This is a genomic window from Cryobacterium melibiosiphilum (assembly GCF_003602235.1).
In the GTDB taxonomy this organism is placed as follows: domain Bacteria; phylum Actinomycetota; class Actinomycetes; order Actinomycetales; family Microbacteriaceae; genus Cryobacterium; species Cryobacterium melibiosiphilum.
Genome location: NZ_QZVS01000066.1, coordinates 17,185 through 35,738, shown reverse-complemented (window position 1 = coordinate 35,738; position 18,554 = coordinate 17,185). Strand labels below are relative to the sequence as shown.

The following is an 18,554-nucleotide window of genomic DNA, read 5'->3' as shown; positions in this document are numbered from 1 at the left end:
CTAAATTACCTGGGGGGGTGTACGCATGTGTGCGTTCGTGATGAGGTCGTGAGGCCAAAGGAGGTGGCGCAGCCCTTCTCTCGGATATCAAAGGCAGTCGACAACCCGAATCTGTTGCCGATGACCGCCACGCAGCAAGGCATCTACTTCGAATGCCTGCGTCGGGATTATCCGGGATACACCGTCTCGGTCGATCTTCAGGTGAACGCCATTCCGGAATCACGCCTGAGAGCCGCGGTAGCTCGTATTTTAGACGAGCAGCCAGCGCTGCGCGCGACCGTTTCGGTGGAGCGCAACGGCGTCTACTACAAGGTCGCCGGTCACCTTGAGCCGCCCATCGTCGTGCACGATCTGCATCACGATGAGGCCGCCGCTGACGATATCGCGAGCGCACTCGTCGAGGCGCCCTTTGATTTCAAAACCGGTCCACTGATTCGCATCGCGCACTGCCGCCTCGCCGACGCTGATCGGCTGATCATTGTCTGCCACCATCTCGTGGCTGATGGCCAGTCCCTGAGCACCTTCGCCGCACGTCTCGTCGATCTCGCTTTCGGCACTGACTGCCAACTCGAAACCCCCCTTGTTACGGCGGATGGCGGATTCTCCGCCTATCAGCAGCGCCGAAGCCGCCCCCTCTCCCCGAAACAGCACGACCGCCGAGACGCCTACTGGCGCGATGCGTTGGCGCGACAGGACACCCCAAACCTCGCGCACTGGATTCTGCCCGAAACCGACATCGCAGACAGCGAGGCGCTGGGCCACGAACTGCGTATTCCGGTCGATGCTGCACTGCACGGTCGTCTCCGCGAGCTGGCCATGTCCGCCGAGGTTTCGGAGCATACCGTTTATCTCTCCGCCTTCGGCCTGTTGCTCGCGCACTACGCGAACGCTGACAGTGTGTCGGTCGCAATGCCGTTCACCGACCGTCCGGGCATAGAAGAGGCCGACTCGATCGGTTGCTTCCTCACGACCGTTCCGGTGCACCTCGATGCCGACCGCGCCATGACGGTGCGTGCCATGCTTGAGTCCGCGAGTGCCGAGGTCCTGGGCGCTTGGCGCAACATCGGATACCCAGTGGCCGAGCTGCTCAGCGAGTATCCCGCACTCGCCGGCGTCTTCGACATCACGTTCATCCAGGACACTTACCCTGCTTTGCCCGAGGGCATTCAGCGCCTCCGGCGTCCGGATCGAGTACCGTTCCCTGGTCGGTTCACCGTGCTCGTGGAGCACCTCGACGGTTGTGCTGTACTGGTTTTCCAATACAAGGCCGGCGCCCTCACCGAGAGCGAAGTGCGTCGCTTCGGCGATCGGTTCCTAGCCCTTCTCGAGCAGCTGCCGACCGCAATCGACGCCTCTCTCGGTGACCTTGCCATCGTGTCGGACTCCGAGCTGGCTCAACTGCACGCCCAACTCGCCGACACTCATTACTTCGACTGGGAGCCGGCCAACCTCGGTCGTCTCTTTCTTGACAAGACGAGTTCAGCACCCGGGCGCACCGCCTGGCGCGACGCCGACCGGGATTATTCGAACGCTTGGGCGCACGACGCCGCGGTGCGGGTCCAACGGTGTCTGCTCGACATGACCGGGGGAGTGAACCGGCCCATCGCTATCCAACTCCCACGCAGCGCTGAGTTACTCTCGAGTGTGTACGGCGTGTTGCTCGCTGGCTGCCACTACGTGCCCCTCGCCGAGAACGAGCCCGCGCAGCGCGTGCAGCAGATTCTCAACGATGCGGGCATCGAGGTGGTGATCACGACGAGCCATTCGAACATTGCGCTTCCAGAAGGCGTGCAGCGCCTCGATGTGGACTGCCGAGACGAGTTCACCGCCCTCCGCACCGACGAGCGCGTCGAGATCAGCGAGGAGCCCGTCGACGTCGACTTCGACACCGACGCCCTGCTGTACATCGAGTACACCTCCGGCTCCACCGGGCAGCCGAAGGGCGTAATGATTCGGCACTGGAACGTTCAGAACACCTCGCTCGACCTTGAACGCCGGTTTCCTTTGAACGACGACGATTTCTTCCTACTGAAGACGGCCTTCACCTTCGACATCTTCGGCACCGAAATCTATGGCTGGCTGTTTGGTGAGGGCACACTCGCGATCCTGCCGATCGGTGCAGAAGCCGACCCGCTCGCTCTCGCCGTGGCGATTCGTGAGTTCGGCATAACCCACATCAACGTCTCGCCCACAATGCTTCGGTTGCTGCTGCATACCGTTCTGCGCGGTGGAAGAACGTCCGACCTCAACTCGCTGCGCTACATCTTCAGCGGAGGCGAGGCACTCACGCCCGACATTACGCGGCGATTCTTCGCACTGGATCTGCCCTGCACCCTCGAGAATGTCTACGGCCCCACCGAGGCGTCCATGTGGGCGACGCACGGCACTGTGCACCGGGCCGACCTCGATTCGATCGTCCCGATCGGGCGTGCGCTCAATGACTACCGCATCTACGTGCTCGGCGCGGATGATGCACTCCTGGGCACTGGCCTGCCCGGTGAGCTGTGCATCGCTGGAGCCGGTGTCGCCGACGGATACCTTAACCGCGACGAGCTCAATGACCGTCATTTCATTGCGAATCCGTTCTTCGACGAGGCCAACGACCACGAGCGCATGCGCCGAATGTACCGGACCGGCGACCTCGGCTACCTGCGCGAGGACGGCCGTTTCGCATTCCTGCGCCGCATCGACCGGCAGGTGAAGATCGGTGGCGTGCGTATCGAACTCGGCGAGATCGAGCACGCGCTGCACGCCTTAGAAGGCGTAATTGAAGCCGCCGTCGTCAACGACAGCTCTTCAGGCATCGCCCGACTCGTCGCCTTCTTCACCGCGAACCGGCCGATCAGTTCCTCCGAGCTGCGCCAGGCGCTCACGACATCACTGCTCCCGAACCGGATCCCGTCGCTGTTCACCCAGCTGCACGCCCTTCCGACGTCCACTGCAGGCAAACTCGACCGTCGCTCGCTCCTCTTACTCGCCGAAGAGGGCGTGCTATCCGCGTCGGCTACGGCCGCCACTGTCTCCGTCGCTCCGCATGTCGCTGCAATGGCACCCAACGCGCAGACAACCGCGCAGACGAATTCGAGTGCTGTGGGCGGATCTGTCGCGATCGACGGCGCAGACGCCTCCATCGTCGTACACCTGCGTGCAATCTGGCAGGACGTGCTCGCCATTGACGAGAGCATGACCGCAGACCTCAACGCCTCGTTCTTCGATGTCGGCGGTAACTCGCTGAACCTGATGCGTCTTCAGTTCGTGATCGGTGATGAGCTTGGTCACGAATTCGCCATCACCGATCTGCTGCGGGCCACCAGCATCAGCGAGCAGGCGAAGCTCATCGCCGAGGCCTCCGCCGAGGCGCGCTCCGAGCCGCAAGCGCCCGCCGCCAAGTCGGCACTATCGATCGGGGAGAGCCCTTCCGACCTGCGTACCGCTGAAATCGCGATCATCGGGATTGGTGTCCAAGTACCCGGTTCCGCCGATGTGCACGAGTTCTGGCAACACCTCCGCGCCGGCGATGAGACGATCACCTTTTACGACGAGGATGAACTGCGCATTCTCGGCGTTCCCGAGCATGAGCTCCAGGATCCCCTCTACGTGAAGGCGTACGGCAGGCTCGACGGTGTAGACGGCTTCGACTCGGCGCTTTTCCGTGTGCCGCCGGCTGAGATCGACGTCACCTCGCCGCAGCTGCGACTGCTGTACGAATGCTTCTGGCAGGCGTGCGAGGACGCCGGCTACGACCCGACCGGTCTCCCTGGCCGGGTGGGCGTCTTCGCGGGCGGCAGCGACGACTTCGAGTGGTACCGGCGGGCTCTGGTCGAGAACGACGGCTTCGGTAGCGCGTACCAGAATTTCACGCTAGCGACGAACCACTTTCTCAGCACTCGTCTCTCCTACCGCTTCGACCTCACCGGTCCCGCTTACTCGGCGCTCGCGGGCTGCTCGACCTCGCTGCTCACGGTGCACCTCGCTACCCAGTCGCTGCGGCTCGGCGAGTGTGATCTCGCCGTCGCAGGCGGTGTCACGCTCGAGCTGCCCAACGAGGGCGGTTACCACTTTGTCGACGGCATGATGCTCTCGCCCGATGGCCACTGCCGTCCCTTCGACGCCGAGGCGAATGGCACCGTGTTCTCGAACGGCGCAGCCCTGCTGCTGCTGAAGCCGCTCGCGGCCGCGCAGCGCGACGGTGACCCCGTCTATGCCGTCATCAAGGGCTCGGCCACAGGCAACGACGGCCGACGCAAGCTCTCCTACACTGCGCCGAGCGAGGACGGCCAGTTCGACACCATATGCGCCGCCTACCGTAACTCGGGCATTGAGCCCGCGACCGTGTCGTTTGTCGAAGCTCACGGGACTGGCACCCTGCTCGGTGACCCCATCGAAGTCGCCTCACTCTCGCGCGTGTTCGCCGACGCGGCGCCACAGTCGATCGCACTCGGTTCTGTCAAGGGGAATGTCGGACACACTGACACCGCTGCAGGCGCCGTCGGCCTCGCGAAGGTCGCATTGAGCCTCCAAAACCGCTATCTGCCCGGCACCCGCAACTTCTCGAGGCCGAACCCGAACATCGACTTCGCGACTACCCCTTTCGCCGTCTCATCGCAGGGGCGCTCGCTACCCGCCGGACCGCTCCGGGCCGGCGTCAATTCGTTCGGTGTCGGCGGGACAAACGTTCACATGATTGTCGAAACCGCGCCCGCAGAGCCCGGCTCGGACGGCAGCCGTGCGGACCACTCCCGCGACGTCACCGCCACGGACTCAACTTATGAACTGCTGCAGTTCTCGGCGTCGAGTCCTGCCAGCGTCATAGCCACGGCCGAGCGGGTACTCCAGCACGTGGCCGCGGATGGCGGTATTGCTATCGCCGACGTAGCCCGTACGCTCCGTGATGGCCGCGCCGTCCACGCCCACCGCACCGCTGTTGTCGTCAAGGCCGACGGGTCCCGCGACGCCGGTCCATGGTCAGCCAAGACTAAGGCTGGCCGCACAAAGGCGCTGCAGGGTGGCCGCACAGCGTTTCTCTTTTCTGGCCAGGGCAATCAGCACCACGATATGGGTCGTGGCCTGTACCGCAGTCGAAACGAGGTCGGCCGCGTCTTCCGGCACTGGACCGACGAGCTCATCGACATGCTCAGCGCTGACGACGCCGCCGAGTACCGCGAAATCATTGCCGGCACCGACGAGGACCACCGGATCGACCGCACCGAGTGGTCGCAATTTGCTCTGTTCAGCACCCAATTCGCGACGGCCAAGGTGCTCGATTCGTTTGGGGTGCGGCCAGACGTGCTCGTCGGACACAGCATCGGCGAACTGACAGCGGCAGCGCTGGCGGGAGTGTGGCGCATCGACGACGCAGTCCGCCTCGTCCGCGAACGGGGCGTGCTCATGCAACGTCAGAAGCCGGGCATCATGTTGGCCGTCGCGGCGTCCGCCGAGCGCATCCGAGAAGTGATTGACGGCCTTGACCAGGTGTGGATTTCACTCGACAACTCCGTCCAGCGCTCCGTGATCGGCATGGCCGAATCATCGCTCATTGCAGTCATCGACCGCCTTGAAGCAGCCGCAATCCACGGCAGCCGGTTGCACACGCGGCAGGCATTCCACACACCGCTGATGGCTGAGGCCGGGCTCGCGTTTGAGAGCGCGGTCGCAGAGGTCAGCGCTCAGGACCCAAGTATCCCCATCATCTCGAATCGCTCAGGTCGCCTCATCGAACCCGGTGAGATGACCGATCCCCGCTACTGGCATGACCACATAACCGGGCGCGTGCGCTTTACCGAGAGTATGCGCACTCTTCTCTCGGACGAGTGGCTTCTGAATGCCCCTCTCTACGGCGTCGAGCTCGGCCCCGGACGTTCCCTCACGAGCTTCGCTTCGCAGGAACCGACGAAGACCGAGCGGCACATCTTCGTCAACGCATTACGCCATCCCGTCGAGGAGGTCACGGACGATGCGCACTTACTCTCGGCTCTAGGCATCTTGTGGAGTTCCGGGCTCGAGCTCGATTGGACGGAACACACGACGGGCCGCCGGATCAGACTGCCCGGTACCGTGATGGACAAGCAGCCGGTCCGCACCCTCTCTGCCGACCACCCTGCGGTACCCGCGCCACGCACCGCCGATCTTCCCAGCCTGGCGCCGCTGGTTTTGGCATCACCTGCGTCGCCCCTCATCGCGGCCACGGCAGCCGAGTCGGCTGACACCCTCGAGGTCGTTCGCGCCGCGTTCCGCGCGGTGCTCGGATATACCGACGTCGACCCCGACGACGATTTCTTCACGCTCGGCGGCGACTCACTCAAGGCCACCGTGCTCGTCAGTCAACTTGCGGCATTGCTGCGCGGCCCCATCACCGTCGCCGACGTGTTTGCCGCACCAACCCCGAAGACGCTAGCGGCGAAGTTCTCGCTCGCCGGGGCAATTGCCGAGACGGCTCAGAACCCCGCCGTCACCGCAGTATCCACCAACGTGCTCGAACGAGCAGCCGACGCGGCTGACCACCCAATCAGCCCGGCCCAGGTGCGGATGTACCTCGCAGCCCACCTCAATCCAGGCGCGCTCATCTACAACATGCCCTCCGCGACCCAGCTCGAGGGTGCCCTCGACCACGGACGCATCCGGGTCGCACTCGCGCGGCTCGTGCAACGCCACGAGCCGCTCCGTACGGAGCTCGTGCGCCGGGGGGACGAGATCCGTCAGCGCATCTTGGACGCCCGGAGCTTCGAGCTACCACTGCGGTTCTCGACTATCGGCGGATCTGCATCGGCCCGCATCGATGAGCTCGTGGCCCGCTTCGTGCGTCCCTTCGATCTCGGACGCGGCCCGCTCTTTAGGATGGAGCTCGTCGCCGACGACCACGGCGGCAGTGTGCTGCTCTTCGACATCCACCACATCATCGCTGACGCGGTGTCGATCGAGATCCTCACCCGAGACTTCAGCCTCCTGTACGAGGGCGAGTTGCCGCCTCTGCCAGTGCAGTACCGCGACTACTGCGCCCACCTCGCTCTCGAAACGACCGACCGCGCCGTGCGCGAGGCCGAAGCAAGCATGTTGATGCCACTCGCTGACGCTCCCACGGGCGAGACGCTAGCTCTGGATCGTCCCCGGCATGCACGCGCGCCGCAGGTGGAGCGCGTAGCTCTGCGACTCGGCGTCGATCGAGTAGCTGCGCTCGCTGAGTGCGCTGAGCGGCATCACGCTACGCCGTTCATGGTCGTTCTCGCCGTCTGGGGCGCCGTGCTCGCCCGTTCCTCGAACGGCGACGACCTCCTCGTCGGCGTGCCCGTCGCTGGCCGCGCCCTCGCGGGGACCACCGAGATGGTCGGCATGTTCGTGAACATGATGCCGGTACGCCTTCGTCCAGTCCCCGATGCGAGCATCGCCAGTTACCTCGCCAGCTGCCGCGACGCCGTGCTCACTGCGCTCACACACCAGGATGTCCCGTTCGAGCAGATTGTTGAAGCGCTCAACACCGATCGAGTGCTGGGCCGCCATCCACTCGTCGACGTGTCGATCGACTATCACAACGTCGATCACTACGACTTTGCCATCGACGGCATCGTCTCAAGGCCAATCGAACTCGCCCCCTTGGGAGTCGGCATGGACCTCGTCGTCACCTGCCTTGAGTCGCCTGACGGGCTTGCCATCGACCTCGATTACGCAGCGGACCTCTTCGACCGCACCACAATCGAGCGACTTGCGCAGCATTTCGAGGTCCTCATCTCCCACGTGATCGGCGATATGGAAGCTACGGCGGTGCTCCGTATGCTCCCCATGGTCGACGTGCGTGTGCGTCCCCGAATCGGATCCGGAACGTTCACCGCGATCCACGAGCAGATTGCACGGCGTGCGCGCCTCGCGCCGGATGACATCGCTGTGATCGACGTCGACGGGCAGCGGATTACCTACGCGGAGTTCAACGCCCTGGCGAACGCGCAGGCCGCCAGGCTCGTCGCGGCAGGACTACAGCTCGGTGAACGCGTGGCCCTGTTCGCCGAACGGGATGCGACGTTCCTGGTAGCGCAGCTCGCCATCCTGAGAGCGGGCGGCGTCTACGTCGCTCTCGATTCGACTCACCCCCGGGAACGGCACGAGCGCATCCTCGACGATATGGCGCCCCGATTCGGATACGCGCGGAGGGGCCTCGAGTCGGCGCGCAGCATCGCGACCCTGTTTGACCTCGCCGAGTGCCGTTCAGAACAGCTCGCCACGTTCACCGCGCCCGACATCTGTGCCGACGACCTCGCGTACGTTGTCTACACCTCAGGCTCGACCGGCACGCCGAAGGGCATTGCCGTGCGACACGGCGGTATCGCCAACTTGCAGCGCGACCACGACCGGCGCAGCGTATTCGCCCCCGGTGACACCATCATCGCCCTCGCAGACCCGACCTTTGACATTGTCGTATTCGAAAGCCTTCTTCCGCTCGCGGCGGGCGCAACGGTGCACATGTGCCCGGCCAGGGACGTCAAGGATGCCGCCGCCATTGCCCGACGCATCATCGAACACGGCGTCAGCCATATCCAGGCTCCGGTTTCCAAGATGGCGGCGCTCTGCGGCAACTCCCGCTTCCGTGGAGCGCTGCCCCAGCTGCGCACAGTGGTCTGCGGTGGCGAGCACTTCGCCGAGACCCTGCTCGAGCTGCTGCAGGCTTCGACAAGCGCTCGCATTTTCAATATGTACGGCCCATCCGAGACGACTGTGACTGCAACCGTCAAAGAGTTCGTTCAGGGCGACGACGTCACCATCGGGACGCCCATCGACGGAGCCGAGGTGTTCATCGTCAGTGAGGACGGCGTGATCCAACCGGCCGGCGTCGTAGGCGAACTCGTCATCATCGGCGAGGGCCTGGCCGCCGGCTACACGAATAGCCCTGAACAACAGGCACATTCGTTCATCGAACTGCACGAGTTGCCGGGCGTGCGCGCCTACCGAACTGGTGACTCGGGGCTGCGCTGCGCCGACGGGCAGATCGTGCTGCGCGGACGCCTCGACCACCAGGTGAAGCACCACGGCAACCGCATCGAGCTTGGCGAAATCGAGAAGGTCGCCATGCGAGTCGACGGCGTCCAGTATGCCGTGGCCGACATCGTGCGCGATGAACTGGTGCTGTGCTGCGTCACCTCGAGCGATGCCGATCTGCCGACCGGGCTCGCCCTTACGCTCTCCCAGTCGCTTCCCGCTTCTATGGTGCCGACCCGCATCGAGCGGATGCGCGAATTGCCGACGCTGGCGAACACGAAGGTCGACCGCAAAGCACTGCACGCGATTCTCGCCGAACTCGGTGCGGGCCCTGCAGCGCGGCAGGCTCGTGCGGAAGTGCCTGCGGACACCGTCCGGGCGACGTCTGCGCCAACGCTTGAGGTCGCGCTGCGGGTCATTCTCGACGCCTGGCAAGATGTGCTCGAACGTCCCGCTCAGCCCGACGACAACTTCTTCGAGGTCGGCGGCAACTCGTACAAGCTGATGCTCGTCAACAATCGCCTCTCCGCGGCGCTCAACCTCGACATCCCGCTTGTGAAGCTGTTCGAGTTCCCGACGCCGGCTGGGCTTGCCGCTGAGCTCGCCCGTGCAGGTGCGGCGCAGCCGGTCATAGGTTCGGGTGCCGCGGATGCCGCTGTCGGCGCCGAGACGATCAGCCTCGTTGATCTCGACGGCCTCGGTGACTGGACGGCGGAATGGGCCGATCCAGCGCCCGCCACAAGGTCCTCCGCCGACGGTCGTACCAACCCGAACAGTCACGACCACCGCATCGCCGTCATCGGAATGGCCGGTGTCTTTCCCGGCGCTGGCAGCGTCGACGAGTTTCTACAGAACCGTTTCGACGGTGTCGTGAGCATCACCCGATTCACTCGCGATGAGATGCTCGCCGCCGGTATCGACCCGAAGACAATCGATCACCGCCACTACGTGAACGCCCGCGGTCATGTCGCGGCCGGCACTTTCGATGCCGACTTTTTCGGCTACTCAGCCCGCGACGCAGAGTCCATGGATCCGCAGGCGCGGCTTCTGCACGAGATTGCCTGGCGCGCGCTTGAGGACGGCGGCTACTCTCCCGCCGATTGCGACGGACGCATCGGGTTGTTCGCCGGCAGCGGCACAAACTTCGCCTGGATGGCGGGGCTTCTTGGTAGGCACCACGATGCCGTCGGGGTTTTCGAGGCTCTGACGATGAACGAAAAAGACTTCCTCGCCACCCGTGTTGCCTACAAGCTCAACCTCACCGGCCCCGCCGTCACAGTGCAGACCGCCTGCTCGACCTCGCTCGTCGCGATCCATGAGGCCGTGCAGTGCCTGCGCCGCGGCGAGGCTGATATGGCCCTAGCCGGGGGTGTGGCGCTGAACTTCCCGCGCAACGAGGGCTATCAGTGGCACGAGGGGATGATTTTCAGCGAGGACGGTGTGTGCCGACCGTTCTCTGAGGATGCGAACGGCACAGTTCCCGGCCAGGGGTGCGGGGTCGTGTTGCTCAAACCGCTGCGTCAGGCGCTGACCGATGGCGACCCAATCCGTGCTGTTATCGCCGGCACGGCGATGAATAATGACGGCCGGAACAAGGTCGGGTACACGGCACCGAGTGTTGGCGGACAGACGCAGGTGATTCGCGCAGCTGTCGCCGATGCCGGTATTGACCCTGCTGACATCGGCTACGTCGAGACCCACGGAACCGGCACGAAGCTCGGCGATCCGGTCGAGGTAGCCGCACTCTTAGCGGTCTACGGTCGAGGTGCGACACGCCCCGCCCTCGGCGCCGCGAAGGCAAACATTGGTCATCTCGACGCTGCCGCCGGGGTCGCCGGGTTCATCAGCGCCGTCGGCGTGCTGAGCGCCGGCGCCGTACCACCAATGGCGAACTTCACCGCTCTCAGCGAGCAGTTCGATAAGGACGCGGCATTCTCCGTGCCCACCGAGCGTGTCGTGCCGGCGGGTGGTGTGCTCGCCGCCGCAGTCAGCTCCTTCGGTATCGGCGGCACCAACGTGCACGTGATCCTTGAGGCCGGGCCAGTTGCCGTCACTGCCGATGAGACTGCTTGGGCTGACGACTCCAGGCAGCCAGGACCCAGCGTCTTGCCCCTGTCGGCTCGAACTAGCTCTTCCCTCGATCGCATGCGTGCCACTCTCGACGACTTCGTCGAATCCCTGCCGCAAGGATGTCGGCTCTCCGACGTGTCGCACACCCTCGCCCGCGGCCGCGCCGAGTTCGACGTACGTGCCATAGCCGTCGCTGACGAGGGCGTGCCGCTCGTCTGGTTGGATGCCGACGACCTCCCGCTAGTTGTCGACGCCGCCGACACGACCAGGCTCAGCGTCGCGCCACATCTCTTTGCGGCAGCGGATGGCGCGGCCGAGGACCTCGATATCGAAATACGAGCCGCCCTCGCGGCAGAACTCCAGCCGTTCGACGAACAGCTGCGCGCCGCGTTGGAGGCTGCGCTGAGCGGCGCCGCGTTGCAGCCTGGGCTCGGCGACGCGGGTGCCGCGCTAGACCGGATCGCGCAGCTGACAGTCCGTGTCGTCCTTCTGCGCCTCGTGGGAATGGCTGGCATGCGCGCACCTGCCGGTCAGGACCGGCTGCTGCGTGTTGCCGCCGCGCGGCTGCGTGGCGAGCTGAGCCCGATGAATTCACTGGCCGTTCTGCGTTCGGGCGACTTCTTCGACGCGCGTGGTGACGTCGCCGACGCGGATGCTCCGTCTACCGGAGGTACCGCCACGACGCCCATCAATCGGGCAATCGACGCCGGCGCCGTTCGCTTGCTGCTCGCTTCGGCGTGGGTGCGTGGCGCGGACGTGCCTCGAGCCCGATTCACCGCTTCGGGACGACGCGTTTCGCTGCCCGGCTATGCCTTCGAGCAGCGAGCCATCCTGGCTGACATCCGTCTCGACGATCTCTTCGCATCCGCGCCATACGAAGCCGCGCAGTTGGATTCGGCATTAATATCGCCGGAGGCCCACAAGAGTGCAGCGTCGAATGGCGAACTCGACATCGTTGATTGTCTGCGGGCGGTTTGGGCTGAGGTCCTCGGCGACACGCCCGAAGCCAATGCCGATTTCCTGCTGAGCGGAGGGGACTCGCTTTCCGCAGTACACTTCTGCTCGCGACTCGAGGCGGTCTCCGGAGTCCTATTGAACGTCGGCGAGGTTTTCGCCGACACGAGCTTCGCCGGTCTATTGGCAGCGGCTCTCGGCAAGACCGACCGCACGTACGTCCGCGCCGCTGGGTCCAACCCTGTGTTCCGGGCCATCGGTACCCCGACACACCGTGACGGCAGCCGCAGCACTCCCGCTTCCCCGGCCCAGCGCCGCATTTACGCGGCCTGCCTGCTGCAGCAGAACACCTCCGCCTACAACCTGGCTCTCAGCTACCGCGTGATCGGCGACTTCGACGTCGAGCGATTCCGGATGGCGCTGGGCGTTCTCGTCGAGCGCCACGAGCAGTTGCGCACGAGCTTCGAACTCAACCGCGGCGAGCTTGTGCAGCGCCTCCACGACAGTGTGCCCGATGTCGTCACGGTGACCGACGTGACTCGGGAGGACGCAGAGACGCGCCTTGCCGGTGAGCCCGAGTCGTTCGATCTCGGCAATGCCCCGCTGCTGCGCGCCGAGGTGTTGCGCGTGGACACGCAGCTGCACTATCTCCGACTCGATTTGCATCACATTGCCGGAGACCAGCACTCGCTCGCTGTGCTCGCCGAAGAGCTCGCCCTTGCGTTTAGTGGTCGCCCGCTGCCCGCTCTCGGTGCGCCGTACACCATCTACGCGGCCGATGTGCTCGAACGCGAGCACGCCGGTGATTTCGCCGACGACGTCGCGTACTTCACTGCGCAGCTAGCCGACGATTTGCCATCGCTGCAGCTGCCGGGTGACCGCACCGTTCCCGACAACGCTACCTTCGCCGGCGCACGGCACCACCTTGAATGCCGCGTCGCAAAGTCAGCCGTCGTCGAGCTGGCCCGCGCGAGCAGCGCCACCCCGTACGCCGTGTTCGTCGCGGCATTTGCCCGGGTCCTCGGTTTGTGGAGCGGCCAGTCCGAGTTCGTCATCGGTGCCGCGATGTCGGGTCGCACCCCGGCCACGAGTTCCACCGTCGGAATCTTCGTCAACACGGTTCCCTTGCGGCTCGCCAGCGACTCGACCCAGACTCCTCGAGAGGCGGTCGCTGCGGCCCGTGACACCTCACTTGCCGCCCTTACCCACCAGCACGCTCCCTTCGAATCAGTGCTCGCAGCGCTCGAGCTGCCCGCAGGCGGTGAGAAAAATCCGCTATTCGATGTACTCCTGAATTTCGTGAGCGTCGGCACGGAGGAGTTGGAGCTTGACGGCGCCCGCCTCGAACCGCTGGCCCCTGGCGAACTGAAGAGCCGATACGCCCTGTCGCTGAGCGTCGCAGAGCGCTCCGGCGACTTCTCGATCGACCTCGAGTACCGCACGGAGATGTTCGACGACACCACGATATCGCGCTTGGCGAGCCAGATCGACGAGCTGTTGCTCGCCATGGTGGGCCACCCGGACGATCCGATGGTGAGCCTGCGGCTCGAGGCGACCGATGAGCGGGAACGCCGCCGCGCTGTGCTGACCACACTGGGCCCGGCTATCGACGCGACGCTCGTGGACCGAATGCAGGAGTCGTTCGTTGAGCACGCCGATTTGCCCGCCCTGCGCTGGCGCGGGCAGGAGTGGAGCTACGCGGAGGTCGAACGTCTCACCAGAATGCTCGCTGGTGGCATGCAAGCTGCCGGTGTCAATCGCGGCGCCGTCGTGATGGTGCTGCTCGAACGCGGCCCGTGGCAGCTGTTCGCCAGGCTGGCGCTCATGAGGTGCGGCGCCATCGAGGTCCCGTTAGATGCTGCCGCTCCGGCGGAGCGCATGCTACAAACGCTCAGTGATAGCGAAGCGGTACTCGTGCTCGTGGACGACCCGGCCATTCACGAGTGGCCTGACGGGGTCACCGTTACCGCTCCTGCCGGACTCGAGGGTATGTACGAGTCGCCGAGGGGACTCGGCCCCGACAGCCCGCTTATCATCATCTACACATCCGGCACCACCGGAGCGCCGAAGGGAACGATCGTCACCCACCGCGGGATGCTGAGCACCTGCGCCGACAACGGATACACAGACTACCGGCCCGGGATGAGGATCAGCCACCTCACTGGCAATACCTTCGACCCGTCACTGCTGGATGTGTACAGCGCCCTGCTCGCTGGCGCCACCGTCGTCATGGGCAGCCAGAACATGAACATGGACATGCGCTTGATGGGGGAGTTCATCCGTGCCGAGCACATCGACGCGGGCGTCCTCATCACTGCAGTGTTCCATCTCTTGATGACCGAGGACCCGCAGGCGATCGCCGGTATGAGCGCCGTTTACGTCGGTGGGGAGGCGATGCATCCCTGGGCCGCCCAGCGGGCCTTTGACGTGCTCGGGCCTGGCAAGCTCTACAACCTCTATGGCCCGACCGAGGCGTCCTGCACCACGACGTTCTTCCGAATCGACGAGGAACCTCGCTTCGAGCGGATACCGATCGGTCGTCCCGCCGGCAACCGAGAGCTGTTCATCCTGCATGCGGATGGCACCGACGTGCCCCGCGGGGTGCCGGGCGAGCTCTGCGTGGCCGGACCGAGTGTGTCGCTGGGATACCACCATCGCCCAGACCTGACTCTGGAAAGATTCGTCGCAGCCGCGACCGTCGCCTCGGAGTGCTGCACAGGCGAGCGGCTCTACCGGACCGGTGACCTGGTCTTGCTCGACGATCAGGACAACATCGTGTACCTACGGCGAATCGACCGGCAGATTAAGCACGCCGGCCACCGCATCGAGCTATCGGAGATTGAGATCGCGCTGAAGGCTGTCGCGGGAGTCACTGAGGCGGTCGTAGTGCATTCGCTCGAAGGCAGCAATAGCCGGCTCACCGCCTTCTACTGCGGTGGGTCGGCCCCGGCTGATTCCGGACTACGGTCTGCTCTGTTGGCCCGGCTGCCTCGCCATCTCGTGCCTCAGGCTCTCGTGCGCCTGCCCGAGCTGCCGCTCACCCGCCACGGCAAGATCGACCGCGCAGGCCTCTCAGCCCGCGTCAAGGCTGAGGTGACGGCTGGGCCCACACCGCTCATCGGAGTTGCCACTCCGGAGCAAATCCTCGGTGTCCTGCGTGATGTCCTCCCCGGCACCTCTCTCGGAGCCGCTGACGACTTCTTCCGTGCCGGCGCACAGTCGATTCAGGCGATTGCCGCTGTCCAACAACTGCGGGCAGCTGGCCTGGAACTGCAGGTGAGCGACCTATATCGCTACCCGAACGCCCTTGCGCTCTCCGCGGCGATCTCACCCCAGCCGCAGACCGCCGTCTCAGGCTCGCTCGCACCCGAGCTGCCCCGGAGAGTGGTGCCCGCTGCGCAACTCGACCTCATCGTCGAACGAGCCCGTGCCGACAGTGACGGCGCAGCCCGCGCGCTCGCACTCGGTGAGCCTGCCTACTCGTTCCACGCAGGCTCGGTAGCGCGCCTGCATCAAGCAAGCAATACGGACACCGGCGGATTCCTGCAGCGAGTGACGGGCGTCGACCTCGACACTCTGCTCGACGTCATCGCGGTCGTCGTCGGGCGCCACGAGGTGTTTCGAGCGAGAATGCATGGCGACCGTCTCGAAGTGCTGGCCGCTGATGCCGTTCAGAGCATCGCCACGTTGCTCGTAGCGCAGGATCTGCGTCGCGTCGACAAAGCCCAGATCGAACAGTGCACCGACAGGCTTGCGTATGCGATGCAGGGCGAGACTTTCGGAGAGGGCCTGATGTGGCGGTGCGCCGTGCTGCGCGATGGCGCCGACAGCTTCCGGCTCGTGTGGGCCTTCCACCACAGCATCTTCGACGGCTCCAGCTCGGCCATCCTCCGCGACGAAGTGCGTCAGCTCCTGCGCGGCGAGACCCTGCCGGAGGCCCCACAGTTCAGCGGCTTCCTCGAGCAAATCGAACCAACCCGTGATTGGCGCACCGAGCTCGACGAGTTCGACTACCGAGGCTGGCTGGACTTGAACCGCGATGTAATAGAGCGGCTGCGGACCGCACCCGAGACCGCCGGTTTCCGTCGCCGCATCCCTTACGCCGGAGCAAACCCGCTCGAGACCGCGCTTGCCGCCGTGCACACCGAGCTGGCCGCCGGTGACGGTACCGGCCCTGTCGCAGTCGGATTTGTGAACAACTGTCGACGCTGGCGTGGCGATGACTACGGCGGCTGCGTGGGTGAGTTCCTCGACGCCGTGCCGGTATTGCTCGGTGGTGGTGTTGACTACGTAGCGGTATCGAACCGGCTCACAAGCGCCCTCGACCGGGGCGTGCACTACATCCACTCGCTCGCGAACTGGACCGCCGATGAGGGCGCTGATGGGGCAGACACAGGCCTTATTGGCGAGCTCCGGACCGCCTACGGCGACAATGGCAGCCCGCTCCGACTCGTGCTCCTGAATTTCCAGGGGTTTATCGCGCCGGAAGACCTGCCCGAGGCCGCCGGCTCAGGCCCCTCTTCTGCCTCGATCGCGTTCGCACAGGTGAACGCCTGGTACGACGACGACGACGTGTACCTCGAGATCCACGGCGGCGGGAGTCACGACGAGGCGGTGAGTGCCCAATGACGACACCGACGGAGGCCGACGCCGAGTCCGCGGCGGCGCTTGATTGGGACATCGTCATCACCGGCTTGGCGCTGCGCCTGCCCGGTGCGAATACGCCCGATGAGTTCTGGAGTGTCCTGTCCCAGGGCGTCGACTGTACCGCCCCTGTCAGCGACCGTCGGCGTGAACTCGCGTTTGCCCCGGAGTGGCGCGACACCATCGGCGAGGTGGACGGCATCGAGTTGTTCGACGCCGAGTTCTTCGGTATCGACGCCGCTGAGGCGGTCACCATGGATCCGCAGCACCGCATCACTATGGAGGTCGCGCACGACGCACTCGGCAACGCGGGCATGCTCGACGTGAACGAGACCAAGGCGCGCCGGTACTCAGTGTTCTCGGCCATGTCGACGAACGCCTACTATCCGCTCGTGTGCCAGCGACTCGCAACCAGCGGCGAGCACTCGGTGCACCCTCGCACGATCATGAACTCGATGAACGGAGCGCTCGCGGCGCGCATCTCCCACCAGTACGACCTGACCGGCCCGGTGATGGCTGTCGACACTGCTTGCTCGTCCTTCCTCACCGCGATGGCGCTCGCCGCCGACTCGATCCGTCACCAGCGCTGCGATGGCGCTGTCGTTGCGGGAGTGAATTTGTTGAGTTCGGCGTTCACGAACGCGCTCTGCAACTGCGGTGGCATCACCACGAAGCACCCTTTCACGCGCGTATTCGACGAGCGTGCCGACGGCACGTTGATAGGCGAGGGTGCCGTTGTCGTCGTTCTTGAGCGCGCTGACCTCGCCCGCCAGAAAAACCGTCGTATCCTCGGAAGAATCCGCGGTTATGAGATCAACAACGACGGCTCGTCGCTGAATATCATGGCTCCGAATCCGCGTGGGCAAGCCGCTGTAATCCGCGATTGCTATACGCAGCCGTCGACAGTCGGCACCGATGCTCGCCCCGTCATCGACCACACGCTTATCGGCTATATCGAGACCCATGGCACCGGCACCCGCATCGGTGACCCGATCGAGCTCAACGCTCTCGGTCAGGTGTATCGCAAGGCTGATTTCGGCGACACGAAGGTTGGTATCGGCTCGGTGAAGTCGAACATTGGTCACCTGCTCAGCGCCGCCGGCGGCGCTGGTCTCGCTAAGCTGCTCCTCAGCATGCAGCACGGCACTATGGTGCCGAACCCGCACTTCGAAATCGCCAACCCGCTTCTCGAACTCGACAGTACCCCGTTCGAGGTCATTACCGAGCGCACCCCCTGGCGGCGCCGTGACGGCGAACCGCGCCTGGGCGCAATCACGTCACTTGGTCTCGGGGGCACCAATGTGCACTTCGTCATCGAGGAAGGTGAAGAGTGCCGTACCGGTACCGTGCTCGAAGCCCCCGTGCTCTGTGTGTCGGCGAAGACCACGCGAGCACTTGATCGGCTCCTCGCCGACGCCCAGGCCGCCATCGTCGATGGCGCGGATCCGTATAACGTCGCCATGACCCTTGCCCGCTTCCGCTCCCCGCACCCCTGGCGTGCTGTGGCGACGTTCGCACCCGACGGCAGCACGCCCTCCGAGGTGCGCATCGCCTTTGTCGAACGACCGGTGAAACGCGCACTCCTCCGACTGCCGACCCCGGGGGAGCCCGAGTCGGCGGCGCTCGAGGACCGCATCCGATCGTTGCTCGCGTGTCGCGTCCGGGTGACGGATGCGGAGACTGAGCCTGGCGAGCTCGCCATCGTTCCGCGCACCGCGCAAGCGGGCGTGGAGTCCCTAGACCACGAGCCCCGCGCGCTGCAGCTCGACCTCGCGCGCACCGACCTTGAGATCGCCGCCGAGCTGCACCTGCACGGCGCCCGCGTCGCGTGGACGCGGGTATTCCCCGACTCAATCGGGACGATCCACGAACTTCCTCCCTACCCGTTCGAACGCGAGCCCTACTGGCTCGATTCGTGAAAGGAA

2 protein-coding genes are annotated in these 18,554 nt (G+C 65.1%); both read left to right on the top strand.

Going from position 1 to position 18,554, the window contains the following annotated elements; genetic code table 11:
- Window positions 1–120 precede the first annotated feature (120 nt).
- Window positions 121–16,614, top strand: coding sequence for a non-ribosomal peptide synthetase/type I polyketide synthase (locus D6T64_RS05205; protein ID WP_119972682.1), 16,494 nt, complete (start codon window positions 121–123; stop codon window positions 16,612–16,614).
- Complete coding sequence (locus D6T64_RS05200) at window positions 16,611–18,548, top strand: polyketide synthase (protein ID WP_119972679.1); 1,938 nt, start codon at window positions 16,611–16,613, stop codon at window positions 18,546–18,548. Before D6T64_RS05205 ends, D6T64_RS05200 begins: the two co-directional genes overlap by 4 nt.
- Window positions 18,549–18,554: the final 6 nt, after the last annotated feature.

Excerpts from the sequence above, each read along its gene's own strand:
- D6T64_RS05205 (WP_119972682.1), top strand. The coding sequence starts at position 121 with ATGACCGCCACGCAGCAAGGCATCTACTTCGAATGCCTGCGTCGGGAT.
- D6T64_RS05200 (WP_119972679.1), top strand. The coding sequence starts at position 16,611 with ATGACGACACCGACGGAGGCCGACGCCGAGTCCGCGGCGGCGCTTGAT.